This is a genomic window from Acinetobacter sp. YWS30-1, from assembly GCF_033558715.1.
Lineage (GTDB): Bacteria > Pseudomonadota > Gammaproteobacteria > Pseudomonadales > Moraxellaceae > Acinetobacter.
In genome coordinates this window covers 2200594-2225989 of the sequence record NZ_CP114606.1, presented here as the reverse complement: position 1 = coordinate 2225989, position 25396 = coordinate 2200594, and the positions used below count along the sequence as shown (strand labels likewise).

Annotated in this window: 25 protein-coding genes, 5 tRNA genes and 1 other RNA gene; 12 read left to right on the top strand and 19 right to left on the bottom strand. The window is 44.6% G+C overall.

What is annotated here, in order from left to right:
- The first annotated feature begins 22 nt into the window (after positions 1 to 22).
- Together O4M77_RS10465 and O4M77_RS10460 are read left to right on the top strand one after the other, a co-directional pair.
- Positions 23 to 1828, top strand: a complete 1806-nt coding sequence (locus tag O4M77_RS10465) for a DUF2157 domain-containing protein (protein ID WP_323713455.1) — start codon at positions 23 to 25, stop codon at positions 1826 to 1828.
- Positions 1825 to 2388 carry a GDYXXLXY domain-containing protein gene (locus O4M77_RS10460; RefSeq protein WP_323713454.1) on the top strand — a complete coding sequence of 188 codons (564 nt, stop codon included), beginning with the start codon at positions 1825 to 1827 and terminating at the stop codon, positions 2386 to 2388. Before O4M77_RS10465 ends, O4M77_RS10460 begins: the two co-directional genes overlap by 4 nt.
- Positions 2389 to 2455: 67 nt before the next feature.
- On the opposite strand, the gene panD is transcribed toward O4M77_RS10460, so the two are convergent.
- The 11 genes from panD to O4M77_RS10405 form a co-directional block, all read right to left on the bottom strand.
- A complete protein-coding gene (gene panD, locus O4M77_RS10455) occupies positions 2456 to 2836 on the bottom strand; it encodes an aspartate 1-decarboxylase (RefSeq protein WP_004784844.1) in 381 nt (126 codons plus the stop codon).
- A gap of 143 nt (positions 2837 to 2979) precedes the next feature.
- On the bottom strand, positions 2980 to 3561 hold the full coding sequence (gene pth, locus O4M77_RS10450; protein ID WP_005236857.1) for an aminoacyl-tRNA hydrolase: 582 nt from the start codon (positions 3559 to 3561) through the stop codon (positions 2980 to 2982).
- 19 nt (positions 3562 to 3580) lie between these two features.
- Positions 3581 to 3877, bottom strand: coding sequence for a 50S ribosomal protein L25 (gene rplY / locus O4M77_RS10445; protein WP_004784841.1), 297 nt, complete (start codon positions 3875 to 3877; stop codon positions 3581 to 3583).
- 100 nt (positions 3878 to 3977) lie between these two features.
- On the bottom strand, positions 3978 to 4931 hold the full coding sequence (locus O4M77_RS10440; protein ID WP_004784839.1) for a ribose-phosphate pyrophosphokinase: 954 nt from the start codon (positions 4929 to 4931) through the stop codon (positions 3978 to 3980).
- Between the two features lie 36 nt (positions 4932 to 4967).
- Positions 4968 to 5042, bottom strand: a tRNA-Gln gene (locus O4M77_RS10435).
- A gap of 91 nt (positions 5043 to 5133) precedes the next feature.
- Positions 5134 to 5208 (bottom strand) — tRNA-Gln (locus tag O4M77_RS10430).
- A gap of 20 nt (positions 5209 to 5228) precedes the next feature.
- A tRNA-Gln gene (locus O4M77_RS10425) sits at positions 5229 to 5303 on the bottom strand.
- A 26-nt stretch (positions 5304 to 5329) separates the two neighbouring features.
- Positions 5330 to 5404 (bottom strand) — tRNA-Gln (locus O4M77_RS10420).
- Positions 5403 to 6233: a 4-(cytidine 5'-diphospho)-2-C-methyl-D-erythritol kinase gene (ispE, locus tag O4M77_RS10415; RefSeq protein WP_180129953.1), complete on the bottom strand. Its 831-nt coding sequence runs from the start codon at positions 6231 to 6233 to the stop codon at positions 5403 to 5405. Before ispE ends, O4M77_RS10420 begins: the two co-directional genes overlap by 2 nt.
- A 21-nt stretch (positions 6234 to 6254) precedes the next feature.
- Positions 6255 to 6833 (bottom strand): lipoprotein insertase outer membrane protein LolB, encoded by a 579-nt coding sequence (lolB, locus tag O4M77_RS10410; RefSeq protein WP_323713453.1) that lies wholly within the window; start codon positions 6831 to 6833, stop codon positions 6255 to 6257.
- Between the two features lie 16 nt (positions 6834 to 6849).
- Positions 6850 to 8553 (bottom strand): tetratricopeptide repeat protein, encoded by a 1704-nt coding sequence (locus O4M77_RS10405; RefSeq protein ID WP_323713452.1) that lies wholly within the window; start codon positions 8551 to 8553, stop codon positions 6850 to 6852.
- Positions 8554 to 8631: 78 nt separating this feature from the next.
- Here O4M77_RS10405 and hemA point away from each other — a divergent pair, with 78 nt between their 5' ends.
- Positions 8632 to 9915 carry a glutamyl-tRNA reductase gene (hemA, locus tag O4M77_RS10400; protein ID WP_159123463.1) on the top strand — a complete coding sequence of 428 codons (1284 nt, stop codon included), beginning with the start codon at positions 8632 to 8634 and terminating at the stop codon, positions 9913 to 9915.
- 71 nt (positions 9916 to 9986) lie between these two features.
- On the opposite strand, the gene O4M77_RS10395 is transcribed toward hemA, so the two are convergent.
- On the bottom strand, positions 9987 to 11891 hold the full coding sequence (locus tag O4M77_RS10395; protein ID WP_166137840.1) for a DNA primase: 1905 nt from the start codon (positions 11889 to 11891) through the stop codon (positions 9987 to 9989).
- A gap of 196 nt (positions 11892 to 12087) precedes the next feature.
- Positions 12088 to 13080 (bottom strand): outer membrane protein assembly factor BamD, encoded by a 993-nt coding sequence (locus tag O4M77_RS10390; protein ID WP_166137837.1) that lies wholly within the window; start codon positions 13078 to 13080, stop codon positions 12088 to 12090.
- Between the two features lie 71 nt (positions 13081 to 13151).
- On the opposite strand from O4M77_RS10390, the gene rluD reads away from it, so the two are divergent.
- From rluD to O4M77_RS10375, 3 genes are read left to right on the top strand one after another with little or no spacing between them, the layout of a single operon-like run.
- A complete protein-coding gene (gene rluD, locus O4M77_RS10385; RefSeq protein ID WP_004784827.1) occupies positions 13152 to 14204 on the top strand; it encodes a 23S rRNA pseudouridine(1911/1915/1917) synthase RluD in 1053 nt (350 codons plus the stop codon).
- A 41-nt stretch (positions 14205 to 14245) separates the two neighbouring features.
- The gene (pgeF, locus tag O4M77_RS10380) at positions 14246 to 14986 is read left to right on the top strand and encodes a peptidoglycan editing factor PgeF (RefSeq protein WP_180010598.1); all 741 of its coding nucleotides are present in this window, start codon (positions 14246 to 14248) and stop codon (positions 14984 to 14986) included.
- A 40-nt stretch (positions 14987 to 15026) separates the two neighbouring features.
- Complete coding sequence (locus tag O4M77_RS10375; RefSeq protein WP_323713451.1) at positions 15027 to 15587, top strand: flavodoxin family protein; 561 nt, start codon at positions 15027 to 15029, stop codon at positions 15585 to 15587.
- Positions 15588 to 15639: 52 nt separating this feature from the next.
- Here O4M77_RS10375 and smpB read toward each other — a convergent pair whose 3' ends face one another.
- A complete protein-coding gene (smpB, locus tag O4M77_RS10370; protein WP_004784822.1) occupies positions 15640 to 16116 on the bottom strand; it encodes an SsrA-binding protein SmpB in 477 nt (158 codons plus the stop codon).
- Between the two features lie 138 nt (positions 16117 to 16254).
- Here smpB and coaD point away from each other — a divergent pair, with 138 nt between their 5' ends.
- From coaD to O4M77_RS10345, 5 genes are all read left to right on the top strand, one after another.
- Positions 16255 to 16746: a pantetheine-phosphate adenylyltransferase gene (gene coaD, locus O4M77_RS10365; protein WP_004784820.1), complete on the top strand. Its 492-nt coding sequence runs from the start codon at positions 16255 to 16257 to the stop codon at positions 16744 to 16746.
- Between the two features lies 1 nt (position 16747).
- Positions 16748 to 17011, top strand: a complete 264-nt coding sequence (locus tag O4M77_RS10360) for a YfhL family 4Fe-4S dicluster ferredoxin (protein ID WP_034581081.1) — start codon at positions 16748 to 16750, stop codon at positions 17009 to 17011.
- A 26-nt stretch (positions 17012 to 17037) separates the two neighbouring features.
- An RNA gene (rnpB, locus tag O4M77_RS10355) (RNase P RNA component class A) lies at positions 17038 to 17415 on the top strand.
- 72 nt (positions 17416 to 17487) lie between these two features.
- Positions 17488 to 17564, top strand: a tRNA-Met gene (locus tag O4M77_RS10350).
- A gap of 53 nt (positions 17565 to 17617) precedes the next feature.
- On the top strand, positions 17618 to 18409 hold the full coding sequence (locus tag O4M77_RS10345) for a hypothetical protein (RefSeq protein WP_252720837.1): 792 nt from the start codon (positions 17618 to 17620) through the stop codon (positions 18407 to 18409).
- Here the strand turns inward: O4M77_RS10345 and O4M77_RS10340 are convergent.
- Together O4M77_RS10340 and O4M77_RS10335 are read right to left on the bottom strand one after the other, a co-directional pair.
- Positions 18393 to 19019 (bottom strand): CatB-related O-acetyltransferase, encoded by a 627-nt coding sequence (locus O4M77_RS10340; RefSeq protein WP_323713450.1) that lies wholly within the window; start codon positions 19017 to 19019, stop codon positions 18393 to 18395. The two genes, O4M77_RS10345 and O4M77_RS10340, sit on opposite strands and share 17 nt — an antisense overlap.
- Before the next feature lie 98 nt (positions 19020 to 19117).
- Positions 19118 to 19522 carry a RidA family protein gene (locus O4M77_RS10335; protein ID WP_323713449.1) on the bottom strand — a complete coding sequence of 135 codons (405 nt, stop codon included), beginning with the start codon at positions 19520 to 19522 and terminating at the stop codon, positions 19118 to 19120.
- Between the two features lie 138 nt (positions 19523 to 19660).
- Between O4M77_RS10335 and O4M77_RS10330 the strand changes: the two genes are divergently transcribed.
- Positions 19661 to 20242 (top strand): TetR/AcrR family transcriptional regulator, encoded by a 582-nt coding sequence (locus O4M77_RS10330; RefSeq protein ID WP_179992812.1) that lies wholly within the window; start codon positions 19661 to 19663, stop codon positions 20240 to 20242.
- Between the two features lie 77 nt (positions 20243 to 20319).
- Here the strand turns inward: O4M77_RS10330 and greA are convergent, their stop codons facing one another.
- The 3 genes from greA to carA form a co-directional block, all read right to left on the bottom strand.
- Positions 20320 to 20796 (bottom strand): transcription elongation factor GreA, encoded by a 477-nt coding sequence (greA, locus tag O4M77_RS10325; protein WP_005236827.1) that lies wholly within the window; start codon positions 20794 to 20796, stop codon positions 20320 to 20322.
- 85 nt (positions 20797 to 20881) lie between these two features.
- Positions 20882 to 24112: a carbamoyl-phosphate synthase large subunit gene (gene carB, locus O4M77_RS10320; protein WP_159123473.1), complete on the bottom strand. Its 3231-nt coding sequence runs from the start codon at positions 24110 to 24112 to the stop codon at positions 20882 to 20884.
- Positions 24113 to 24125: 13 nt separating this feature from the next.
- A complete protein-coding gene (gene carA, locus O4M77_RS10315; RefSeq protein WP_005236823.1) occupies positions 24126 to 25265 on the bottom strand; it encodes a glutamine-hydrolyzing carbamoyl-phosphate synthase small subunit in 1140 nt (379 codons plus the stop codon).
- Positions 25266 to 25396 lie beyond the last annotated feature (131 nt).

Sequence of the window (25396 nt, the reverse complement as noted above, 5' to 3'; positions counted from 1 at the left end):
AAATTAATCAATCATTCTGACAATGAAGAAAACCGAGCTGATCCATAATAATCCATTTTCTCCCTTGCTGTTTTGTGATGCAAAGGTTTTGCGTTATCTCAATATTTTGGGCGTTGCGCTGATTGCAGTCAGTTTGCTGTATTTAATGGCTGCGAACTGGTGGATGCTACCGAATCAGGTACAGTTAGCAATTCCAATGCTGGTTTTACTCTGTAGTGCAATAGCCAGCATTTACTTTAATCAGCGGGAATGGATCAGACAGAGTCTGGATACTGTATCTGGCCTGATGCTGGGCTTAAGTCTGGTGGTGATTGGGCAGATCTATCAGACTGGTGCGGATAGTTATCAGTTATTTCTGCTCTGGGCCGTATTGCTGTTGCCGTGGCTATATCGACCAAATATCGGGGTTTTTGCCATGCTTTGTGTGGTCAGTCAGCTTGCATTGTATTTTTACTTTAAGCAAAGTTTCTGGATGATACGGGCAGAAGGTTTGTATTTATTGACTTTGAACCTACTGACAGCCATCAGCTTTGCCTTTGCCATACGTTATTATTCGTTACTGCGATATCTGTTTATTGCATTCATTATCATGATTTCGATCAGCAGTATGATGCAGTTTACCCATCATTTTCAGCTGATCTATCTGGCTTCTTCAGTTGTTCTACCAGCAGGGGCTGCATTTTATTTTTATCGTAAGCATCAGGCACTAGAAACCATTTTACTGATTGCAGGCTTGGCTGCCAGTTTGAGCCTATGGCTGTTTGAACTGGTGGACGATCAGCTTACCAATTCAGCAGCGGGCTTATTTATCTTGGCAATGCTGATCTTTGGCTGGTTTGCGCTGATCAGTTTTGCCCTAAAGAAAATTTTTCCACAAACCAAATTCTCCGTCATTCCTTTGGCACTTGGTGCCTGGATTGCTGGGATTATTCTGGCAGTGTTGTTACTGACTTATTGGAAAGTGGTTTCAATTGTTTTAGGTCTCATTTTTATTGGCATCGCTTGGAAATTATTAAGTCAAAAGAATTCCATATTTTTACGTCAGTTTGCCTATTGTCTTTGGGTTTGCGGGCAAGCTGCGGTATTAATTCATACGGAACTGCTCACCGATAGTCTGTTTATAGTGTGGCTGTTGCAATTAATGATGCTGGCTCTGACTGTGATCAAACGGATGCACTGGTTCATTCTAACCTTACAGCTCTTGATAGCTCATGCTTTAGCAATTGTGGTTTTGGCATTAGAGAATTCCTTTAAGCATGATGATATTGTAATCACGCTTGCCCTAAGCTTGAACTATGTCATTTTTATCGGGCTAATTCTAACCGCTAGATATTGGCAGTCCTCAATTTATCAGAAAAGTATTCTGCTCTGGATCATTGCTATGCTGACAGGTTCAGCCGTGGTTCAATCTGTGACTGGATTAGAGCACTGGCAGGGCATCGGGCAGATCAGCCTTGACCACGTTCTGCTGTTTTATGTTCTTCCGAGCTTATTGTTGCTTGGTTTTATCTGGCAAAACTGGCAGCAATTTTCTGAAAAATGGCTCTGGCTGATTCCTGTATTTGGCATCTTACTCATTCTGTTGGGCTATTTTGAGATTTTTATTATTATGCTGCTTATGGCGTGGGCAGTGGTCTATCAGCAACGACTTATACAGGCACTTACCATTTTATTGCTGATCTTCTGGCTATGGATGCTGTATTACAATCTGGGCTTAAGCTTCCTATTAAAAAGCATCAGTATCTTTGCTTCAGGGATACTGGTCTTGTTGCTGGCCTATATTTTAAAGGGGTCAAAACTACAACATGAGCAAGGAGAGGCAAGATGAAAAAGTTTCTTCCTTTGCATCTGGCTATTTTCACTATTGCCTTATTTTGTGGATTGATTGCGCAACATGAATGGCATCTTCGAGATAGCCAAAGTATTTATGTGGAGCTGGCACCAGTAGATCCGCGATCAATTCTGCAAGGCGATTATATGGCGCTGAATTATGATCTGCATTTTAGTGCACTAGCAGCGGAGAATAGATCAGAACAATCAGAACCTAAAATCAGTATTCAAGATTTTGAAAACCAGTCCCGTGTACTAAGCTATGTACAGCTTGATGAGCAAAGAAGAGTTGTCAAAACCAGTTTTAATCGAAGTGCGCTGGATCAGCCACGCTCAGCGCGACTAATCCTGAAAAATCCACGGAATACCTTTGAAGGCTTATATCCGGCTGCCAACAGTTTTATGTTCGCTGAGGGACTTGAGCCTTGTTATCGTAATGCTAAATTCGCCGAATTAAAGCTAAAAGAAAATGGAGAAACTTTGTTGGCTGACCTGGTAGATCAAAATCTTAAGTCCTTAAACTGTGAGAACCGAAAAAGCTGGTGGCAGGGGCGTTAGTTTTATTTTAATCAGCCCATAAAAAAGCCCGCGAGAAGCGAGCTTTTGAGAATCTTGTTGAACCAGCTTAGGCAACCTGTACCGGAATGCAATTTGCAGTGTGATTCACAGTGTTATCCGGGTTGGCATAAACCAGACGTGGTTTATGAGCATTGGCTTCGGCTTCAGTGAAATCACCAAATGTTGCGATAATCACGATATCACCAACATCAGCCTGGTGCGCAGCACCACCATTCACAGAAATAATCCCTGAATTATCTTCACCACGAATGGCATAAGTAGTAAAACGCTTACCATTGGTCACGTTCCAAACATGAATTTCTTCGTATTCACGAATGCCAGCTAGATCCATCAAAACGCCATCAATTGCACATGAACCTTCATAGTGTAATTCTGCATGTGTAACAAAAGCGCGATGAATTTTGCATTTTAATAAACGAGATAGCATGGCTAGCGTCCCCTTAGTTGACCTAAGACTTTGATCTTATGGTTGAATCAATTTCTACGACACTGGATAAGTGGGTAGGCTTGCGCATTTTGCGCCTAAATGGCCAGCAAGGCAAGCGGAATTGTCCAGCAATTTATGAATGTTTAGTTCGGTTTATAAGCATTGATTTGATTCATTGCCTGTTGTACTTCACCGTTCACCAGCATTTTGGCGCGAGCAAGTGCATGGGCAATTGCATCGTCCATTAACTCTTGTTCACTGCTTGGTGCTTTACTCAGGACATGACCAGAAACACGGTCTTTAGAACCTGGGTGACCAATACCAATGCGTAGACGATGAAAGTTCGGACCGATATGCGGCACGATATCGCGTAAACCGTTATGTCCACCATGACCACCGCCAGTTTTCAGGCGAATAATGCCTGGATTCATATCCAGTTCATCATGGGCAATCAGGATTGATTCGGGTGCGATATTGTAGAATTTGGCGAAAGGAACAACACTTTTACCGGAAAGGTTCATGAATGTTGTAGGAAGAAGGAGACGGACGTCTTGACCTTCGATATTGCCACGACCGCTGAATCCATTGAATTTAGGGTCTTTTTTAAGGCTAATGCCATATTGATCTGCAAGGCGTTCTACAAACCAGAAGCCTGCATTATGGCGGGTTTGAGCATACTCAGAACCTGGGTTGCCCAAACCTACAATCAGTGAAATATTTGACACTAATCTACACCATTAACACTTATGCGCGTTTGAAGTCAGCGTGCATTGGAGTGTTTTTAGCTGGGTGACGTTGTAACGCTTGGATTTTAACGCTTTCAACTTTACCGTTTACATCAATTTCGATTACTTCTTCGAAGAATGAGTTGCTTTCTAAGAATTTAACAAGCTGACGAAGTTCAAGAGAAACAGCTACAGGAGCAGCTTCGCCACCATAGATGATCGCTGGAACTTTAGCAGCATGACGAAGGCGGCGGCTCGAACCTTTCCCTTGTTGTGCTACTTCACGTGCTTCTGCGTTTAATACGAAGTTTGCCATGATAGACATCCTATTTAAGTTTTAAATGAACCGGACCTGCGACCGATCCGGTGATAGAAAGCCCCGCCAAATGGCAGGGCTTTGGAAATTCAGCGCACTATTATAGATAAGAATCGAACATTGCGCTAATAGATTCTTCGTTGTTGATACGACGAATTGTTTCAGCAACCATGCTTGCAACTGAAACCTGGCGAATCTTGCCAAGAGCTAAAGCTTCTTCTGAAAGAGGGATGGTGTCAGTAACTACCAACTCATCGATCACAGAATTTTTCAGATTTTCAAGTGCTTTACCAGATAATACTGGGTGAGTCGCGTAAGCAACTACTTTGCGGGCACCGAAAGTTTTCAACGCATCAGCAGCTTTACAAAGCGTACCAGCAGTATCCACCATGTCATCAACGATCACACAGTCACGATCTTTCACATCACCAATCAAATGCATCACTTGTGATTCATTCGCTTTTTGACGACGTTTATCGATGATCGCCAGGTCGATATCACCCATCTGTTTCGCAACAGCACGAGCACGAACTACACCACCTACGTCAGGAGAAACAACCATCAGGTTATGATGCTGTTGTTGGCGTAAGTCAGCAAGTAGGGCTGGCGTACCGTAGATGTTGTCTACAGGAATATCGAAGAAACCTTGGATCTGGTCAGCGTGAAGATCAATCATCACCACACGGTCAATACCTACAGTGGTCAGCATATCTGCAACAACTTTTGCAGTAATCGGCACACGGCTTGAACGGGGACGACGGTCTTGACGGGCATAACCGAAGTAAGGAATCACGGCAGTAATACGACCAGCACTTGCACGGCGTAACGCGTCAGCCATGACCAGGATTTCCATCAGGTTATCGTTGGTCGGTGCACAAGTAGGTTGTACGATGAATACGTCTTTACCACGAACATTTTCAGTGATCTCAACAGCGATTTCGCCATCAGAGAACTGGCCTACAGAGGCAGCGCCTAGAGGAATATGTAAGTGACTTACGACTTTTTGAGCGAATTGTGGATGCGCGGTTCCACTAAAAACGACAAGATTGGGCATGAAGCACCCTTGGCGGTTGGTATGTATGGAAGTAGATGGCAGGGGTAGCTGGATTCGAACCAACGGATGCCGAGATCAAAACCCGGTGCCTTACCACTTGGCGATACCCCTAATGCGGCAGAACTTTAATATTTTTGCGGTATTGTGTCAAGGTAAATTAACAGTCTTACAGCAAATGATGTTCTGTCTTTTTTCGAGAAAATGGCAGGGGCGGCTGGATTCGAACCAACGGATGCCGAGATCAAAACCCGGTGCCTTACCACTTGGCGACGCCCCTAGATTTGATGAACTGTAAGATGGCAGGGGTAGCTGGATTCGAACCAACGGATGCCGGGATCAAAACCCGGTGCCTTACCACTTGGCGATACCCCTAATACAGTACATCTACAGGTGAATAATGGCAGGGGTAGCTGGATTCGAACCAACGGATGCCGAGATCAAAACCCGGTGCCTTACCACTTGGCGATACCCCTATTGAACCTTGAAATGACGTAATGGTGATTCTTGCAGACTGTTCACCAGGTAAGATTTACATGGTGCATTCTCAAGAATGTCGATCACATTCATATCATCAGTTACCTCGATAAAAACACAAGCACCTGTACCTGTAAGCTTTGCAACACCGAACTGGTCGAGATATTGCATTGCCTCATCGACTTCTGGATATAAGCTTCTTGCCACTGGCTCAAAGTTATTTCCGAAATCAGATGGCTTTATCTGATAGGCGCAAAATTTAGAGCTCTTCGTGTCTCTTGTCAACGTTTTTTGTGAAAAAAGCTGTTGAGTGCTGATAAAACAGTCAGGTTTTAACACAATGAACTGTTTTTGATCTAAGTCTATGAATGTTAAGTGTTCACCAATGCCTTCAGCCCAAGCATTGCGACCATGAACAAAAATGGGTACATCTGCGCCCAGCTTAACGCCGAGCTCTGCCAATTGCTCGGAATTTAAGCCACAATGCCATAATTGATTCAGCACAATCAGGGTCGTTGCTGCATTGGATGAGCCGCCGCCAAGACCTGCACCCATAGGAATGTTTTTCTCTAGTCGAATGATCAGGCCAGAAGGCGTTTTGGCATAAGGCTGCAAAATCTGCGCTGCACGATAGATGAGATTCTGTTCCAGATCGACCGAGGATAGACCTTCAATCTGAATCTGCTGATCATCTGTTTGCTCAAACTCTAGCCAGTCACACAAATCTATCAACTGAAAGATACTTTGCAGCTCGTGATAACCATCCGGACGGCGACCGGTGATATGGAGAAACAAATTCAGTTTTGCAGGTGCGGGAACACGAATCATCATAAGCTTGCGTCAGACCAGTTAACGGTTTTGAATCACCATTGTAATACGGTTTTCACCCCCATTCTCAAATGACTGCTTTAAAATCAAGCGGTTTGGAACAGTTGCCTGCTGGTTATAACTCAGATCTACCGTCCAGCCTTGTTCAGTAATCTGGCTGATACGCTGTGAGCTGTCTTTCTGGATCTGGGCAGATTGAGTCGCGGGACGTGCCTGTACCCAATCAACTAAATGACTAATCGGGGCTTGCCAGCCGGTTGCACGTTGCAATAGTTCTTCTGCCGTTGCTGCCTTGATCAGGCCGGTTTTGGCACTATTCAACGTCACCTGACCAGGAGTACCTGAAATCTGGGTTTTTCCGGCACCTAAGATACCAGTCAGTTCAATATCAAACTCTTCCTGCTGCTGCACCCAGGTAAAAAAGGCACTGCCGCTTTGCTGAGGTGTACGTACCCCGATTTTACCTTGCAGCTGGAACTGGTTTTCAGCCTGTACCGATGGCGTGACAGGCGCTTTTTGCTGAACCATTTGCTGACAGCCACTCATGAACAGGGCAGTAGAAGCAATGAAACAGCAGCCTAAAGTACTTATGTTGCGCATAAAAGAATGGACTCGTTCAGGATTGTGGTGCTAACAATAGCGAATTAAGTTGGTTTAATTCTGGGTCATTTGGATGGTTTTGTTGTAATTGTTGTAACACTTGATGGAATTGTTGTAGATCGCCTTTCATATAAAGCGAACGTGCATAACGGACGCCAATTTTTGCACTTGGATTCAGTTCATAGGCTTTAAGCAAGACTTGGGCAGCCGTGGTAAAGTCATTTTGCAAGTAACAGATATAGCCATAGGTATCCAGAATAGAAGCCTGTTCTGGTGCGTATTCCAGTGCCTGTTCAGCATAGCGCCGTGCTTCATCCAGACGGCGATTTTGACGGGCCAGCGTATAGGCATAAGCATTCAGATAGGTTGGACTATTCGGCTCGATTTTAAGCAGGGTTTTTAACAGCTGATCTAGTTGATCACGGTCTTCATGCGGATCTAACAACAAGACTTGAGCATAGACCAGTTCCGGATCATCCGGCAGGTTTTTGCTGGCTTCTTCCAGAATTCGGATCGCTGCGTTCTTATTGTTCATGCGTTTCAGAATATCCGCTTGAGCCAGATACAGGAAACTGGCATGTTGCGGATAATTGACCCGTTCCTGAGTCAGAAAGCGCAGTGCATCATGCAGTTTATCCTGCTCGGCAAAGATCGCAATGATATTGCGTCGTGAGACCGTATACAGGCTGCCATCCACCAGGCGGTAATACGCCTTGGCGGTTTCATAATGCTGTTTGCGTTCTGCATTGACCGCCAGATAGTAATAGGCTTCATTCTGGTACTGAGCCGAATAACGGAGCTCAACCAGGTATTTTTCAGCTCGTTCATATTGCTGCAGGTCAATACTGGTCAGACCGGCAATAAACAGTGCTTCTTCGTGTTGTGGTGATTTTTTCAGGATCGTTTCTAGTTTCTGTAAGGCCTTTTCAGCTTCATTTAGCTTGATCAGGTATTTAACCTCAGCCAGACGTATATCCATGTTATTGCGATGTTTGCGACTGGCTTTCTCGTACCATTTCAGCGTTTCCGCATCATCACCCAATGCCGCCAACAGATTGGCTTTCATCAGGATATAGCCAGTCGACTTTGGACGTTTTTTTAGGGCGCGATTAATAGTGTTGAGAGCCTGTTCTAGTTGACCTTTTTGTGCTTCCAGACCGGCGACCAGCACCAGAATCGAAGGATTGTCTTTGGCTTTGCTAGTACTTAGAGCCTGAATTAAATATTCACGGTCATTCGGCTCATCCGGGGCAATCCCGGCCAGAATTTCTTCCAGATCGGCGTTATCATCAATTTTCAGGATCTTTTCCAGCGTTTCTGCCGCCAGTTCGTACTCATGCGCTTTTAAGGCAATATGCGCCAGATAGAATAATGCCGGCACATCCTGTGGTTCTTGAACGACCCAGTGGGTAGAAATATCCAGCGCTGCATTCAGGTCTTCATGTTCGAGGGCGATATTGAGTGCGCGCTGTTTAACCGCGGTGGAATTGCTTTTAATGGCCAGCACAGTATAGTTGTGTAAAGCGTTTGGAATATCGCGATAGGCGAGTGCGAACTCGGCTATCATACTTTGTTTTATCGCATCATAATTTTGATTTGCATGGTAAACTGCTTCTGCTGCATAAAGATGAGCAGTTGAAGCCATGCTAACCACCAGCAAGAATGTGGTAGAATATTGCTTAATGGTAGGGCCGTTTATACGGCTAGTTGTTAGACGCAATTTTTCTTTATCCAAGTAATGCTTTTTATGACACCGATGTTGCACAATAGCATAAATTTAGTGAAATGATGACCTGATATGTCTTTCTTTGCATTGGGTGTCAACCATCAAACTGCCTCTGTAGAGCTGCGCGAAAAGATTGCTTTTAACCCTGAAAAGTTAAGCATTTTACTTGCCGAGCAAAGCCAGCACCCTGTACTGAATGATATGGTGGTGGTGTCTACATGTAACCGGACCGAAGTTTACGCGATGTCGGACAATGTCGACATGGTGCTGAACTGGCTCGCCCAGACCAATGGTATTGATCCCAAGCAATTACAGAATCATGTTTATCGTTATGAGAATGCGCAAGCCGTCACTCATCTGATGCGTGTCGCCAGTGGTCTCGACTCCCTGATGCTTGGTGAACCGCAGATTCTGGGACAGGTCAAAACCGCACTCTCTCTTGCCAAAGAATCTAAAACCGTTTCGCAAAACCTGAATCGTATCTTTGAATATGCCTTTTATGCGGCCAAGCGTGTGCGCTCGGAAACAGCAGTTGGCAGTCATGCAGTATCGATGGGCTATGCAGTTGCACAATTAGCATTGCAAGTATTTAGCCGGCCTGAGCAGTTAACTGTAATGGTCGTGGCAGCCGGGGAAATGAACAGTCTGGTGGCCAAACATCTGGCAGAAATGGGCGTCAGAAAAATCATTATCTGTAACCGGACTCGTGCTCGTGCAGAGAATCTGGCGCAGGAAATTGCCCACCGTGCAGAAGTCGAGATTATTGATTTTGATCAGTTGGCAGCAAACTTGCATCGTGCAGATGTGATTTCCAGTTGTACCGGTAGTTTGCATCAAGTCATTCACTATCCGGATGTCAAAGCTGCTTTAAAGAAGCGCCGTTACCAGCAAATGCTGTTGGTCGATCTGGCTGTACCGCGTGATATTGATCCAAAAGTTGAAAAGCTGGATGGAGTTTATCTCTATGGCGTGGACGATCTGCAAAGCGTGATTGATGAAAACCTGGCGCAGCGTCGTCAGGCAGCGGTCGAAGCGGAAGTGATGGTCAATCAACTGGCGACTGAGTTGATCACCCAGCAGAAGGTGAGTGAGGCGGGTAGTACGATTCATGCTTACCGGGATTATGGGGAAAGCTTACGTCAGGAAGAACTGGCAACTGCTATGCAACGTATTGCCAAAGGTGAAAGTGCTGAAACAGTATTGGCCGAATTTTCGCATCGTTTGACCCAAAAACTTCTGCATCCGACCTCAATTATGCTGCGTGAAGCTGCCAAAGCTGAAGATCCAAGCTATTTTGAAATGCTACAGAACAGTTTGCAGGACGTGGTTCAGCATCGCCGTAAGGTTAAACATTAAGATGATGTCGGGATAACTTTCCGATATTTAAAAGGCGTTTAAAATAAACGCCTTTTTTATTTTCATGATTTTTAATCTTCGAGTAAGGTCATGGAACGTTTTTTATCAATTTCATAAATCCGCATCTTGAGATTTTTCATCTCCGCGATGCTACTAAACTTTTTCGATTTTAATTTGTGTTGTAGACACTGATATTGCAGCTTGATCGAGAAGTCTGCCGCCAGTTTGTCTGCCTGCTCAGGAGAAGAGGTGTAATCACTGACATTGGCATGTTGCAGGATATGCTGTAACTCATGATGATGTGCAGCACAGGCACCGAGTACATAATAGGTCGACAATTCCGGATCATCCGGCAATTCATCAAAAATCACATTAAATATATTCAGGATCTTGAACAACAGCTGATCTTCACTGACCAGTGCGCGTAATGGTTCAAAATGAATATACAGATATGGATGATTCAACAGAATCGCAATGACATACTCTTCGGCATCAATTTTGGTGCTAAAGCTTAGAGAGGCGTCATTATTGACTTTGGGTTGCCATTTGCGGCTAAAACCGAGTTTTTCCCGAAAGAACTGCTGTAGTAGATAACGGAATGAGCCAGCTTTGGGCAATAATTCGGTTAGCTGACGTAGCTCTCCCATCACCTGACTTTTACCTTCAGGCGTTGCAATGTCGTGATTCTGGGTGAGATGAGCAAAGACAAAGTCAGAGAGCAACGGTGCCTGATCCAGCAGACGGCGGAAATTTTCAATGCCTTCACGACGAATCAGGGAGTCTGGGTCATGGTCATTCGGCAGGACAAAGAATTTGAGCTCACGCCCATCGTTCAGTAAGGGTAGAGCAATTTCCAGAGTACGGCGTGCCGCTTTTTGTCCAGCCGCATCACCATCAAAGGCAATGGTAATCCGGTTATTCTGCTTGAACAGAATATTTAGGTGATCAGTATTACTGGCCGTTCCCAAAGTAGCTACTGCACCATGAATGCCATATTGCTGCAAGGCAATGACATCCATATAGCCTTCCACCATCAGCCAGTCTTGAGCTTTCTGCTTGCGACCTTCATACAGGCCATACAATAACTGGTTTTTATGGAAAACTTCTGAATCTGGTGAGTTGATGTATTTCGGTTTGATCTCGTCATTCAGTGCACGACCACCAAAACCGACCACACGGCCTTTACTATCCCGAATCGGAAAAATAACCCGATCACGGAGCAGGTTAAAATCCCGGCCACTGTCACTGGTACGGATCAGACCTAAAAGTTTGAGACCTTCAATATCCTGCGGGAAGGCTTTTTCCAGATGCTGCCAGTCTTCCGGTGCATAACCGAGTCGCCAGTAGGCAATCGTTTCTGCGGTTAGACCACGCTGTTTAAAATATTGCTGGGCACTTGGACTGTTGGGTAGCTGACGCTCATAAAACTGCGCGATATTTTCCAGCAGGTCGTATAAGTTGCCATCTGCTTGTGCTTCTGCTGCAGGCATTTGCTCAAAAGCGGCAAAAGGATCATCTGTATAAAATTCAGCTTCAGGTGCCTGAATTTCAGCAAATGGATCAAAATAAGCGTTTTGTTCAGGCGCTGGATTTATAGATGTATCCGCAGTTTTTGCTGGTGGTACAGTGACCGGTTTCGGTTTGGCTTCGCGTTTGTATTTTAAGCGGTTGGAATCTTTATTATCTTTAGGCAGTTCAATTCCGGTCTGGCTGGACAGGTCTTTCATCACTTCAATGAAATTGCGGCTGCCAATATCCATTAAAAAGCGGATGGCATTACCATTGGCCTGACAGCCAAAGCAGTGGAAATACTGCTTGTCACGGTAGACGTGAAAAGAAGGCGATTTTTCCTGATGGAAAGGGCAACAGCCCGAATAAGTACGGCCAGTTTTTTTTAGTTTCACGTATTGACCAATCACATCGACAATATCGGTGCGATCGAGAATCTGATCAATCGTATGCTGAGGAATGGCCATGGTTTGCTAAGCTTCTCGTGCTGCGTTATTTAGGTGTTAAATCATTGAAAATTAAGAGTAGGATGATTCATCCAACGCTATAAATGAATTAATTGGTATAACCTGTTTGCACAATTTGTTCAAGCATGGCTCAGAAAATGCAAAAGGGCAAGTATGATAACTTGCCCTTTGTAAAAATGCACCTGTAACAGTCGGCTTATTCAGCAGTCGGTTCAGGCAGCTCAGTTTCAGTGGTTTTAGGACGATCGAGTAAACCAAAAGTCATGCGATTGGTCAGACTGCGTTTTTCTGCTTGGTCTTCAGATGATTGGCTAGACGTATCGGTCACGGTTTTGGCTTCTTTACCGAAAATACCCAAAGTCGCACGATTGAAGAAGCTGCCTTCACTACGTGCTGCACGCAGGTTCACGGTACCGTCGGCATTCACTAGACCTGGATAGTTTAGTTTCAGTACTTCGATATATTGCTGTGCTGTGGCTTTGTCACCTAGCTTGTCATAGCCGTAAGCAACGGTTGCCAGCGCTTCTGGAATCTGTGGCGTTTGTGGATAGTGTTCAATTACCCATAAACCACGTTCAACAGCAGCCAAATATGCTTTACGCTTGATATTGAAACGGGCCGCATTCATTTCGCTTTCTGCCAGTTCCTGACCGATAAACTTCATACGTTGTGCAGCGTCTACTGCATAGGGGCTTGATGGATAGCGACGAATGAAATCGACAAAATTCTGGTAAGCTACTTTCAGGTAGCTCACATCACGGTGTGACTGTTTTAGTGAGGTATAACGCAGCAGGCCATTATAGTTCTGCTCCATATTCGCTACGCCACGGACATAGTAAGCATAGTCGACATTTGGATGTTGCGGATTCAGACGGATAAAGCGTTCTGCCAGTGCCACTGCACCTTCATAATCTTTTTGCTGGAATTTGACATACAGCAGTTCCAGTTGCGCCTGCGGTGCATACTGGCTGGTTGGATAATAGGTTTCCAGTGCTTCGAGCTGTTTTGCTGCATCAGTATATTGTTTGCGATCTAGCGCGTTCTGTGCTTTTTGGATATAAACCTGTTCGCTAGATTCTGGACCTTTGTCCACGACTTCTTTTTTTGGATTACTGCTACAGCCTACCATTGCCGATGCAATGCCTAACGTCACAGCAAGCATTGTCATTTTATAATGTGGTAGCGACATAAAAATTCCTCTGTTAATACGGGCAATGAGCTACAATTGCACTATTAAACCACTTTTGTCTGAATGAGCAAATGAGTCAAGCACAATCTTCCAATTCTAATATCCCTGATACTGATTTCAATTTACTTGAAGATTCTGAGGATGCAGATAACCATACTTCAGACGCAACTGCAACACGTTTATCGTTGCAATTTCAATTGGATGAAAGTTATATCGGGCAACGTATCGACCAGATTGCGGCCATGGTCTGGAGCGATTTTTCTCGAGAAAAGCTCAAACAATGGATCAAAGACGGCAATTTATTAGTGAATGGTCAACCAGTTAAGCCGAAATTTAAAAGTGACGGTTTTGAAACACTGACTTTAAACGTTGAACTGGAGGCACAAACTCGTAGCCTACCTGAAGATATTCCACTGGATATCGTCTATGAAGATGATGACATTATTGTCATTAACAAACCAGTGGGCATGGTGGTGCATCCGGGTGCAGGCAATATGACCGGTACGCTGGTTAATGCCTTGCTGCATCATTATCCGAAATCTTCTGAACTGGCGCGTGCAGGTTTAGTGCACCGGATCGATAAAGATACTAGTGGTCTATTGGTTGTCGCTAAAAATCTGGAAGCGCAGTTTGCGCTTAGCAAGCAGCTTGAGAAAAAGACCGTCTACCGTGTGTATGACCTGATCGTATATGGCAACATCATTGCCGGCGGTACCATTGATGAACCGATTAAACGTCATCCAGTGGATCGTGTGAAAATGGCAGTCCTGCCAGGCGGTAAGGAAGCGGTGACGCACTACAATGTGAAAGAACGCTTCCAGCATTTCACCCGTATTCAGGCACGTCTGGAAACCGGTCGTACGCACCAGATTCGTGTGCACTTTAGCTACCTGGGCTATGGTCTGGTGGGTGATCAGGTCTATATGCCACGTGTGCGTATGCCAGCCGGTGCTTCGCAATTGCTGGATGACACCTTGCGTGGTTTTAAACGTCAGGCACTGCATGCAGCGACTCTAGGCCTGAAACATCCACGTACCAAAGAAGAAATGACCTTTAATGCGCCGTGGCCAGAAGACTTCGCCAATCTGGTTGAAGTGCTGCGTAGCGAAAACAAGGCCTATTAATTTTTCATTCTATTAGCAGTCATTAAAAAAAGGGAAGCGACATGCAATTTGTACAAGGTTTGCCTCAAGGCGTTTATGTGGGTCAGACCCGTGTTCATCATGAACAGGTACAGCCTTCAGCCCAGCCAGAACTGGCCGGCTTTAACCTGGCTTTGCATGTCAATGATGATGCTGCACGTGTACAGAAGCATCGCATCCAGCTGTTGAAAGACTTCCAGCCTTTTGGTGTGGACAAAATTACCTGGATGACACAGACGCATAGCACCATTTGTCATACCATCAATGAGCAGATGCCTTTCGAGGCATTGGTCGGCGATGGCCTGGTCACACAGCGCAAGGCCCATGCCTTGATGATGATGACGGCAGACTGCTTACCTGTGGTACTGGGTAATGCTGAAGGCACTGAAGTAGCCAATCTGCATGCGGGTTGGCGTGGGCTGGCAGGCGGTATCGTTGAAAATACCATTGCCGCGATGCAATCCAAGCCTACCTGGGCGTGGCTCGGTGTAGCGATCAGCCAGCCTTGTTTTGAAATTGGCTCAGAAGTAAAAGAAGCTTTCTGTTCCAAATATCCTGAACTGGACAGTGCATTTCAGGCAGGGGAACAGGCCGGAAAATACTATGCGGATCTGTATGCGATTGCGCGTTACATCTTACAGCAGCAGGGTGTTGAGACTGTTTTAGGTGGCGATCAGTGTTCATATCGTCAGGCGGATGAATATTTTTCCTATCGCCGTGAAGCCAAAACCGGACGCATGGCAACATTCGTGTTTATGGCATGAAAATGTTAAACTTGATTGAAATTCTTGGTTTTTGATTGTTATGTCCCTATCTTCCCAATCTGCTGCGATTGTTTATCACAGTCCTTATGGACACACGGCTAAAGTGGCAAACTTCATTGCCGAAGGCGCACAAAAAACTGGTGTCCAGGTGCATATGATGAATGTGGAACAGGTGGATTGGGAGGTGTTGGACGCTGCCGATGCAATTGTATTTGGCTGTCCGACCTATATGGGTAGTCTGACTTCTGCCATGAAGTTATTTATGGAGCAGTCGTCCAAGCGCTGGCTGGCACGTAGCTGGCAAGGCAAGCTGGCAGCAGCCTTTACCAATGGTGGTGGCTTAAGTGGGGACAAGCTGGCTGTCTTGCAGCAGATTAATCTGTTTGCGATGCAACATGGCATGTTGTGGTCAGGTCTACCGTTAATGCCGACAGGTCGTGCCACTACCGATCTGAATCGTATGTCGAGCTTTCTGGGTCTCATGACCCAATCTGATAATGCGCCTGTTGAAGTGACACCACCGGAAGGGGATTTACAAACCGCGATCTGGTTTGGTGAATATATTGCCTTGACACTGGCCCGTCTGAATCTGAAAGCCTAATTCGATCCATAAAAAAAACCTCCATCAATTGGAGGTTTTTTTATTGCTGGCATTATTTATGGAAAATACGCGCTTTATCACGTTGCCAGTCACGGTCTTTTTCAGATGCACGTTTGTCGTGTAACTGTTTACCTTTTACCAACGCAATTTCCAGCTTGGCATGCGGGCCTTTCCAGTAACAGGCCAGTGGTACACAGGAATAACCTTTCTGGTTGATCGCGCCCATGAGTTTTTCAATTTCACGGCGTTTCAGCAGCAGTTTACGGGTACGCGTTGCTTCAGGGACAACATGGGTAGATGCACTCAGTAAAGGCTGAATCTGTGCGCCGAACAGGAACGCCTCACCATTTTTAAAGGTGATATAGCTCTCCACAATACTCATACGACCGGCACGCAGGGATTTTACTTCCCAGCCTTGCAAGGAAAGCCCAGCTTCAAATTTTTCTTCAATAAAATAATCGTGACGGGCACGTTTGTTCAGAGCAATCGTTCCGCCGTTATTTTTTTTAACTACAGTTGCTTTCGCCATAATCAGACACTTCCAAAGTTGTAGCTATTGTACCGTAACTTTTATTGAGTTGAAGTGTTTAAATTGATGGAGTTTCTTCACTAAAAAATGAAGATTTTGTTAAAATGGAAACTTACACAATAAACAGAGTACAAATGGATGACTAAAACTCGTGTAATTTATCCGGGAACTTTTGATCCGATCACCAATGGCCATATTGATTTGGTGACCCGCGCAGCAAAGATGTTTGATGAAGTTGTAGTTGCAATTGCAATCGGACATCACAAAAACCCGGTATTTAGTCTGGAAGAACGAGTTGAACTGGCCCAAACGTCATTAAGCCATTTGAACAATGTTGAATTTGTAGGATTTGATGGCCTGCTGGTGAACTTCTTCCGCGAGCAGAATGCTACAGCGGTATTACGTGGTTTACGTGCAGTGTCCGATTTTGAGTATGAATTCCAGCTGGCCAACATGAACCGTCAACTGGATTCTCATTTTGAAGCGGTATTTTTAACCCCTTCAGAGCAATATTCTTTTATTTCATCCACATTGGTGCGTGAAATTGCTCGTTTAAGAGGTGATGTGACCAAGTTTGTTCCGCCAAACGTGGTTGAAGCCTTCGAGCGTAAACTTCAGCAAGGTTGGTAGAGTGTCTTTATATATCACCGATGAATGTATCAATTGTGATGTCTGTGAACCTGTCTGTCCGAATGAGGCAATTTTTATGGGTGACGTCATCTATGAAATTAACCCGGACTTATGTACAGAATGCGTCGGACATCACGACAAACCACAGTGCCAGTTATTTTGTCCTGTGGACTGTATCCCGCTTGATCCGAACCATGCCGAGACCCGTGAGGAGCTTCAGGCCAAGTATGAAAAACTGACTGCTCAAAAAACATCAAGCAATTAGTCGCCAGATTTGGTACTATGCGGCTCGAAGTGAGCCAGACGATCGCTGCTGTGGAGATCTCCGTGATTGAAGCAGGGGAGGAAAGTCCGGGCTTCATAGGGCAAGGTGCCAGGTAACGCCTGGGCGGCGTGAGCCGACGGAAAGTGCAGCAGAGAGTAGACCGCCTTCATTATGGTTCTGAGCAATCGGAATCGGAGGTAAGGGTGAAAGGGTGCGGTAAGAGCGCACCGCATGGCTGGTAACAGTTCATGGCATGGTAAACCCCACCGGAAGCAAGACCAAATAGGGATCCTTTAGGCATGGCCCATGCTGGATCCGGGTAGGTCGCTTGAGCGTATGAGTGATTGTACGCCTAGAGGAATGATCGTTCTCGACAGAACCCGGCTTATCGGCTCACTTCAACAAATTTTGATCAAACAGCACAATATGGGGTTGACGTGATTTACAGAAAATCCCATAATGCGCGCACAGTTTAAGGCTATGTAGCTCAGTTGGTTAGAGCACCGCACTCATAATGCGGGGGTCACAAGTTCAAGTCTCGTCATAGCCACCATATTCTGAAAAAACCCACTCCGATTGAGTGGGTTTTTTTATGTCTGATATTTGATGATGATGTTGGTGGAAAATCTAAAAAGCCTTACAATAGTTAAAATAAAACAAATAACAAGAATATGTATGATGATTAAAAATTTAATGCTATCAACTCTGATTTTCTTTATTGCTTTACCTGTTTTTGCTGCAGATTCAATTAAGTCACTTCCTTTTAAAGAAAAAAGTATTTCCAAAGCAGAAATACGATCAATTTGTCAGAAAATAAAACTTAGTTGTGATGAGAGTGGTGCAAAACTTTGGGTAGTTAAAATTGCTGAAGCTGAAAAATATTATTTAATTAATGAAAATTTACAAATGATTCAGCTTTCAAAACATCTTGGAAAGTATCAAATCGTTGATTATTGGGATCTAACCAGGTATCAACAGGTTTATGCGCTTGAAGAGGATAAGAGTGGTATAGAATTTATATATCCTGCCTTATACCCACTCAATCGGCATAGTTATGCTATTGCCTTAATTCATGGCTGGGTTTCAAATGATGCAGGTGAACAGAATGCACAGTTTATTCAATTACTTCCAAAAGGAAAGACAAAACTGGTCTTCGAGCATTTACCTTTTTACGAATACCAGAATCGACTTTCCTGCTACAAAGATATGAAAGATAAAAAGAATAATTATTGTGATGATCAGAAGGAGACCGTACTTAAGATCAGCTATAGAGATGTAGGATTGGCTTATTATGAATGGCGTTTAAGTTATTTGAATATAAACTGGCTTAAGAATAATAAAATCGACGAATATAAACAGCGGAGTTTGGCGTTAATCCCTTTTATTCAAGCGCAGTAAAGGCATGTAGCAGTGATCTAACATCATCCGTCTGCAACTGCTCACGCATTTTTAAAAACTGCTTTTCATCTAAGTCATATAGCTTAAGAGCAAGCAGTTTTTCAATATCTTCATCAGGGAAACGATATTTAATAATTTTCGCAGGTACGCCACCGACAACAGCATAAGGTGGCACATCTTTCGTTACCACAGCACCTGTTGCCACCACAGCACCTTCACCAAGCTTTACACCCTGCATAATCATGGCACGTGAGCCAATCCAGCATCCATCACCAATGACTGTGTCGCCAGCAGGTACAAAACTACGTGTATCGAACGGAAATGCTGAAATCCAATCCGTGCGGTGTAATTGGTTGCCACCCATCATAATCACGCATTCTGCACCAAAACAGACGAAATTACCGATATAAAGCTGGTCAATTGGTTTCTCTGGTGTGGCTGGCTTGTCATGCAGATAACGCACCACACAACGCTCAAAACCTTGATCCCAATAGGCTGAGTAATAACTGTAATTGCCCTTAATATGAATATTTGGATTCTTCACCGTTTTCGAGATGAATTCGAACTCACACCAATGGTTCACAGGGGAATTAATCAACTTTTCAGCCATAACCGGGATACAAAAATAAGGAATACGCCATTATAGCGAATTGATCTTTAAGCTGGAGAACAATCCCATTCAATAACTGGCCTGATCAGGGTTAAGTTTTACATGGCCTTAGCGGATTGAGGAATACGCGCAATGACTTTGATTTCGAAGTCAAAACCTGCCAGCCAGGTCACCCCCACAGCTGTCCAATTCGGATAGGGCCTTTGCGTAAAAATCTGGTTTTTAACTTTCATAATGCTTTCAAATTGCTGTTCAGGATCGGTGTGAAAAGTCGTGACATCGACAATATCATCGAAAGTACAGCCAGCTGCTGCCAATGTAGCAGCCAAGTTTTCAAAGGCTTGTTCTACCTGTTTCTCAAAGTCAGGTTCAGGACTACCATCTTCACGGCTACCAACCTGACCAGAAACAAAGAGTAAATCTTGCGATTTGATTGCAGCAGAATAACCATGTTGTTCATACAGGGCATGGCGATCTTGGGGAAATATTGCAGTTCTAGTCATGATAATCCTCGCTCAATTTTAATTTATACATATTTTAGAAAGCAGTTCAAATCTTCACATACGCATCGTATGTAAACATAATTGACATACGAAGCGTATGTCAATTAAAATTTTTCACAATGCTGATGGAAACAACATATGTCTGTACGTGAACAAAAAATGGCGGAAACCCGCAAAAAACTCATAGAAGTCGCACGTCGTGCATTTGCTGAATACGGTTATGCGGACACTTCCATGGATAAGCTCACGGCAGAAGCAGGGCTAACCCGGGGTGCGCTATACCATCATTTTGGTGATAAAAAGGGCTTATTTGCTGCCGTGGTCGATCAGATTGATTCAGAAATGGCTGAATATGCCGGGCAACATCTGGAGCAGCCTGATGATCTATGGGAGGGATTGATGCTTGAAGGGCGTACCTATATCGAACATGCTTTAAATGCTGAGTTCCAACGGATTGTGCTACGTGATGGTCCGGCAGTATTAGGGGACCCCGCACATTGGCCAAGTCAAAATAAATGCCTGCAGTCGACACGTGAATGCGTAGAACAGTTACTGGTTGAAGGTAGATTAAAACCAGTTGATGCACTTGCTGCGGCAGTCTTGCTAAATGGTGCAGCAATGAATGCAGCACTATGGGTCGCTTCTAGTGAGGATCCTGCACAGGTCTTACCTCAGGCTTTACAGGCATTTGAAGCCTTGGCATCTGGCTTCTTAAAATAAAATCGATGGGAATTTCTAGGCTCAATAAAAAACCCCTCATCTGAGGGGTCTTACAGCCTAAAATATCTAGTTAAAAATTAGATATATTCAACGCTTACAATTTCGTATTCGACTTCACCTTGTGGTGTCACGATTTTCACATCGTCGCCTTCGTTTTTACCCAGCAGGCCACGCGCGATCGGAGAGTTCACAGAGATCTTGTTGATCTTAAAGTCTGCTTCATCATCACCTACGATTTTGTAAGTTTTGCGTTCTTCAGTGTCTAGATTCTCAATAGTCACAGTGACACCAAAAACTACACGACCGTTTTGCTCCAGTTCTTTAACATCAATCACCTGGCAAGCGCCCAGTTTACCTTCGATGTCCTGAATACGGCCTTCACAGAAACCTTGCTGCTCACGCGCAGCATGATATTCCGCGTTTTCTTTTAAATCCCCATGCTCACGTGCCTCTGCAATCGCTGCAGTAATACGTGGACGATCCACAGTTTTCAGTTGGTGTAATTCTTTCTCTAAGGCAAGTTTGCCTTCGGGAGTCATAGGATAACGTTGCATAGTTGTCCCTCAGTAATAAAAATGAAAGTCTATAAATGAAAAAAAGCCCGCCACCGAGAAGGTGACGGGACTTCTCAGTAACGAATTAACCTACTGTTAAATCTTGCAAACGATATACATCCATCGGCAATTTAATTGCTAAAGCTTGGCATACAGCATCAGCACCATTCAGGGTAGTGGTATGGTATACCTTACCTTGAAGCGCAGAGCGACGGATCGAGAATGAATCCTGCTGAGCTTGTTTACCTTCAGTGGTATTGATAATGAGGTGAATTTCACCATTTTTCAAGCGGTCTACAATGTTTGGACGGCCTTCGGTTACTTTATTTACACGTTCACATTCAATACCTGCAGCTTTAATCACATCGTATGTGCCGCCAGTCGCAAGAATCTTGAAGCCGAAGTCAGCAAGCTGCTTCGCAATACCTACCGCACGTGGTTTATCAGAATCACGTACAGAGATGAATGCATGTTTCACTTCGCCTTCAGTTGGCAGACCTGGTAAACGATCGTTAGAGCCTAGAACAGCTTTGTAGAATGCCTCACCAAATGTTTTACCAACACCCATCACTTCACCTGTAGATTTCATTTCAGGGCCAAGGATCGGGTCAACACCAGGGAATTTGTTGAATGGGAATACTGCTTCTTTCACAGAGAAGTGAGCAGGGATAATCTCTTTGGTAAAGCCTTGAGACTCAAGAGATTGGCCAGCCATACAACGTGCAGCTACTTTTGCTAAAGATTCACCGATACATTTAGAAACGAACGGAACCGTACGAGAAGCACGAGGGTTCACTTCCAGAATGTAAACATCATCACCTTTAACTGCAAACTGAACGTTCATCAAGCCTACAACGCCAAGCTCTTTAGCCATAGCGATGGTTTGACGACGCATTTCGTTTTGCACGTCTTCAGACAATGAATATGGAGGAATCGAACATGCAGAGTCACCAGAGTGAATACCGGCTTGTTCAATGTGCTGCATAATACCGCCGATCACCACGTCTTTACCGTCAGATACGCAGTCCACGTCAACTTCAATCGCATCATCAAGGAAGTGATCCAGAAGAACAGGCGCCTCATTCGATGCTTGTACAGCATCACGTAAGTAGCGTTTTAATTCTTCGTCGTTGTATACGATTTCCATCGCACGACCACCAAGCACATAAGAAGGACGTACCACTAATGGGTAGCCAACTTTCGCTGCTTCAGCCATACCTTCTTCAGCAGATTTTACGATGCTGTTGTTCGGTTGACGAAGTTGCAAACGTTGAATCATTTGTTGGAAACGTTCACGGTCTTCTGCACGGTCAATGGCATCAGGAGATGTACCGATAATTGGCGCACCAGCTTCTTCCAAAGCACGAGCCAGTTTCAGTGGAGTTTGACCGCCGTACTGCACGATAATGCCTTTCGGTTTTTCAGTACGTACGATTTCAAGAACGTCTTCAAGTGTAATCGGTTCGAAGTACAGACGGTCAGACGTGTCATAGTCAGTTGAAACCGTTTCAGGGTTACAGTTCACCATGATGGTTTCATAACCGTCATCACGCATTGCCAAAGCAGCATGTACACAGCAGTAATCGAACTCGATACCTTGACCGATACGGTTAGGACCACCACCAATTACCATGATCTTGTCACGGTTAGACGGATTAGATTCACACTCTTCGTCATAAGTTGAGTACATATAAGCAGTATCAGATTCAAACTCTGCTGCACATGTATCCACACGTTTGTAGACTGGAGTGACGCCCAGGTTCCAACGGTGCTTACGGAATTGTTTTTGTGAAATACCCATCAGGTTGGCAATACGGTGGTCAGATAAACCTTTACGTTTAAATGAACGGATATTGTCAGCGTTAAGATCACCAAAACCTAAAGATTTGATTTGTTCTTCAGTTTTAACGATGTCTTCGATCTGAATCAGGAACCAGCGGTCGATGTTGGTTGCCGCAAATACTTCGTCTAGAGTGAAACCGTGACGGAATGCATCAGCCACATACCAGATACGTTCTGGACCTGGAACTTTAAGTTCTTGAAGAATCTTCTCGCGTGCACCTTCAGTACCCACTTCGATTTTTTCATCAAAACCAGTAGCGCCAACTTCAAGACCGCGAAGTGCTTTGTTCACAGATTCCTGGAAGTTACGGCCGATCGCCATGACTTCACCTACAGATTTCATCTGTGTAGTCAGTGTTGCATCAGCTTGCGGGAATTTTTCGAAGTTGAAACGTGGAATCTTGGTAACAACGTAGTCAATTGCCGGTTCGAATGATGCTGGAGTCGTACCGCCAGTGATGTCATTTTTCAGTTCATCAAGGGTATAACCAACAGCCAGTTTCGCTGCGATTTTCGCAATCGGGAAACCAGTGGCTTTAGATGCCAGTGCAGATGAACGCGATACACGTGGGTTCATCTCGATGATTACCATACGGCCATCTTTCGGGTTAATACCGAACTGAACGTTAGAACCACCTGTTTCAACACCGATTTCACGAAGAACCGCTAAAGATGCATTACGCATTAACTGGTATTCTTTATCAGTCAGTGTTTGTGCAGGCGCAACAGTGATCGAGTCACCTGTGTGTACGCCCATTGGGTCGAAGTTTTCGATCGCACATACAATGATACAGTTGTCGTTTTTGTCACGAACAACTTCCATCTCGTACTCTTTCCAGCCAATCAGTGATTCATCGATCAGTAACTGGTGAGTAGGAGAGAGGTCGAAACCACGTTCACAGATTTCCAGGAATTCTTCACGGTTGTAAGCAATACCACCGCCTGAACCACCCATCGTGAATGATGGACGGATAATTACAGGGAAACCGAAGCGCGCTTGAATCTCAAGTGCTTCTTCCATAGATTCAGCAATAGCCGCTTTTGGACATTCCAGACCAATTTTACGCATTGCTTCGTCAAACAGTTTGCGGTCTTCTGCTTTTTCGATCGCTTCTTTGGTCGCGCCGATCAGTTCAACGTTGTATTTTTCAAGAATACCGTTGGCATCCAGTGCAAGGGCACAGTTCAGTGCAGTCTGGCCACCCATCGTTGGAAGCACAGCATCTGGACGTTCTTTTTCAATGATTGCTGCAACAGTCTGCCAGGTAATCGGTTCGATATACGTCGCATCTGCCATTGCAGGGTCGGTCATAATGGTCGCTGGGTTAGAGTTCACCAGAATAACGCGGTAGCCTTCTTCACGAAGCGCTTTACATGCTTGAGCACCTGAGTAGTCAAACTCACATGCTTGACCGATGACGATCGGACCAGCACCAATGATCAAGATGCTTTTAATGTCAGTACGTTTAGCCATGATGCTTCCTTAATTACTTCTTAGATGCTTCGATAAGTTCGATGAAATGATCGAACAATGGTGCGCAGTCATGTGGACCAGGGCTTGCTTCAGGGTGACCCTGGAAGCTGAACGCAGGTTTGTCTGTACGATGGATACCTTGGTTTGTACCATCAAACAGTGAGCGATGAGTCACACGCAATACCGCAGGCAAGGTGCTTTCATCCACTGCGAAGCCGTGGTTTTGAGAAGTAATCATCACTGTACCAGTTTCGATATTCTGTACAGGATGGTTAGCGCCATGGTGACCGTGCGGCATTTTTACCGTTTTAGCACCCGATGCAAGAGCAAGAATCTGGTGACCTAAGCAGATACCAAATACTGGAATTTCAGTTGTTTCAACAATTGTTTTTACAGCTTCAATTGCGTAGTCACATGCAGCTGGATCGCCAGGACCATTTGACAGGAATACGCCATCTGGATTTAACGCAAGTACTTTTTCAGCAGGAGTTTGTGCAGGCACCACAGTCAATTTACAGCCGCGGTCTGCGAGCATACGCAAGATGTTGGTTTTGACACCGTAGTCGTATGCAACCACATGGAATTTAAGTTCAGGTTGAGTAAAGCCTTTGCCAAGTGCCCATGAGCCTTCAGTCCATTCGAAACCGGTCGGATCACAGCATTCTTTCGCAAGGTCTAAACCACTTAAACCACCGAATGCACGTGCTTTTTCGACTGCTTCTTCTTCAGTGATGTTTTCACCCGCAAGGATACAACCGTTTTGTGCACCTTTATCACGCAAAATTCGAGTTAATCGTCGCGTGTCGATGTCAGCAATGGCAACTACATTGTGCTGTTTTAAATAATCACCGAGTGATTGATTCGCACGGAAGTTACTATGTAGTAAAGGAAGGTCACGGATAATTAAACCGTTTGCCCATACTTTATGAATACGACCTGATTCAGCGTCTTCTTCGTTGCAACCTGTGTTACCGATATGTGGGTAAGTTAGCGTTACAAGCTGCTGTGCATAACTAGGATCAGTCAAAATTTCTTGATAGCCAGTCATGGCAGTGTTGAAAACGACTTCACCAGTCGTACAACCCGATGCGCCAATTGAAGTACCTTTAAAGATAGTTCCGTCGGCAAGGGCTAAAATTGCTGGGGTGCTCAAACCAAAGCTCCTGAAATTTAGGCTGTAAAAAAGCGAGTAGACGAAAAAAAAGGAAGGTTAATTTTTAAACCTACCCTCCTATGTCTGCTCGCTTGAACTTAACACGGCATTATACGCAGAACCACCCCCCA

What these genes read in the sequence shown, in the direction of transcription:
- O4M77_RS10395 (WP_166137840.1), bottom strand. Translation starts at nt 11,891, where the DNA reads ATGGCCATTCCTCAGCATACGATTGATCAGATTCTCGATCGCACCGAT.
- O4M77_RS10330 (WP_179992812.1), top strand. Translation starts at nt 19,661, where the DNA reads ATGTCTGTACGTGAACAAAAAATGGCGGAAACCCGCAAAAAACTCATA.
- O4M77_RS10390 (WP_166137837.1), bottom strand. Translation starts at nt 13,080, where the DNA reads ATGTCGCTACCACATTATAAAATGACAATGCTTGCTGTGACGTTAGGC.
- greA (WP_005236827.1), bottom strand. Translation starts at nt 20,796, where the DNA reads ATGCAACGTTATCCTATGACTCCCGAAGGCAAACTTGCCTTAGAGAAA.
- rluD (WP_004784827.1), top strand. Translation starts at nt 13,152, where the DNA reads ATGAGTCAAGCACAATCTTCCAATTCTAATATCCCTGATACTGATTTC.
- hemA (WP_159123463.1), top strand. Translation starts at nt 8,632, where the DNA reads ATGTCTTTCTTTGCATTGGGTGTCAACCATCAAACTGCCTCTGTAGAG.
- carB (WP_159123473.1), bottom strand. Translation starts at nt 24,112, where the DNA reads ATGGCTAAACGTACTGACATTAAAAGCATCTTGATCATTGGTGCTGGT.
- lolB (WP_323713453.1), bottom strand. Translation starts at nt 6,833, where the DNA reads ATGCGCAACATAAGTACTTTAGGCTGCTGTTTCATTGCTTCTACTGCC.
- coaD (WP_004784820.1), top strand. Translation starts at nt 16,255, where the DNA reads ATGACTAAAACTCGTGTAATTTATCCGGGAACTTTTGATCCGATCACC.
- rplY (WP_004784841.1), bottom strand. Translation starts at nt 3,877, where the DNA reads ATGGCAAACTTCGTATTAAACGCAGAAGCACGTGAAGTAGCACAACAA.
- O4M77_RS10375 (WP_323713451.1), top strand. Translation starts at nt 15,027, where the DNA reads ATGTCCCTATCTTCCCAATCTGCTGCGATTGTTTATCACAGTCCTTAT.
- O4M77_RS10440 (WP_004784839.1), bottom strand. Translation starts at nt 4,931, where the DNA reads ATGCCCAATCTTGTCGTTTTTAGTGGAACCGCGCATCCACAATTCGCT.
- O4M77_RS10345 (WP_252720837.1), top strand. Translation starts at nt 17,618, where the DNA reads ATGATGATGTTGGTGGAAAATCTAAAAAGCCTTACAATAGTTAAAATA.
- smpB (WP_004784822.1), bottom strand. Translation starts at nt 16,116, where the DNA reads ATGGCGAAAGCAACTGTAGTTAAAAAAAATAACGGCGGAACGATTGCT.
- ispE (WP_180129953.1), bottom strand. Translation starts at nt 6,233, where the DNA reads ATGATTCGTGTTCCCGCACCTGCAAAACTGAATTTGTTTCTCCATATC.
- O4M77_RS10335 (WP_323713449.1), bottom strand. Translation starts at nt 19,522, where the DNA reads ATGACTAGAACTGCAATATTTCCCCAAGATCGCCATGCCCTGTATGAA.
- O4M77_RS10340 (WP_323713450.1), bottom strand. Translation starts at nt 19,019, where the DNA reads ATGGCTGAAAAGTTGATTAATTCCCCTGTGAACCATTGGTGTGAGTTC.
- panD (WP_004784844.1), bottom strand. Translation starts at nt 2,836, where the DNA reads ATGCTATCTCGTTTATTAAAATGCAAAATTCATCGCGCTTTTGTTACA.
- O4M77_RS10460 (WP_323713454.1), top strand. Translation starts at nt 1,825, where the DNA reads ATGAAAAAGTTTCTTCCTTTGCATCTGGCTATTTTCACTATTGCCTTA.
- pgeF (WP_180010598.1), top strand. Translation starts at nt 14,246, where the DNA reads ATGCAATTTGTACAAGGTTTGCCTCAAGGCGTTTATGTGGGTCAGACC.
- O4M77_RS10465 (WP_323713455.1), top strand. Translation starts at nt 23, where the DNA reads ATGAAGAAAACCGAGCTGATCCATAATAATCCATTTTCTCCCTTGCTG.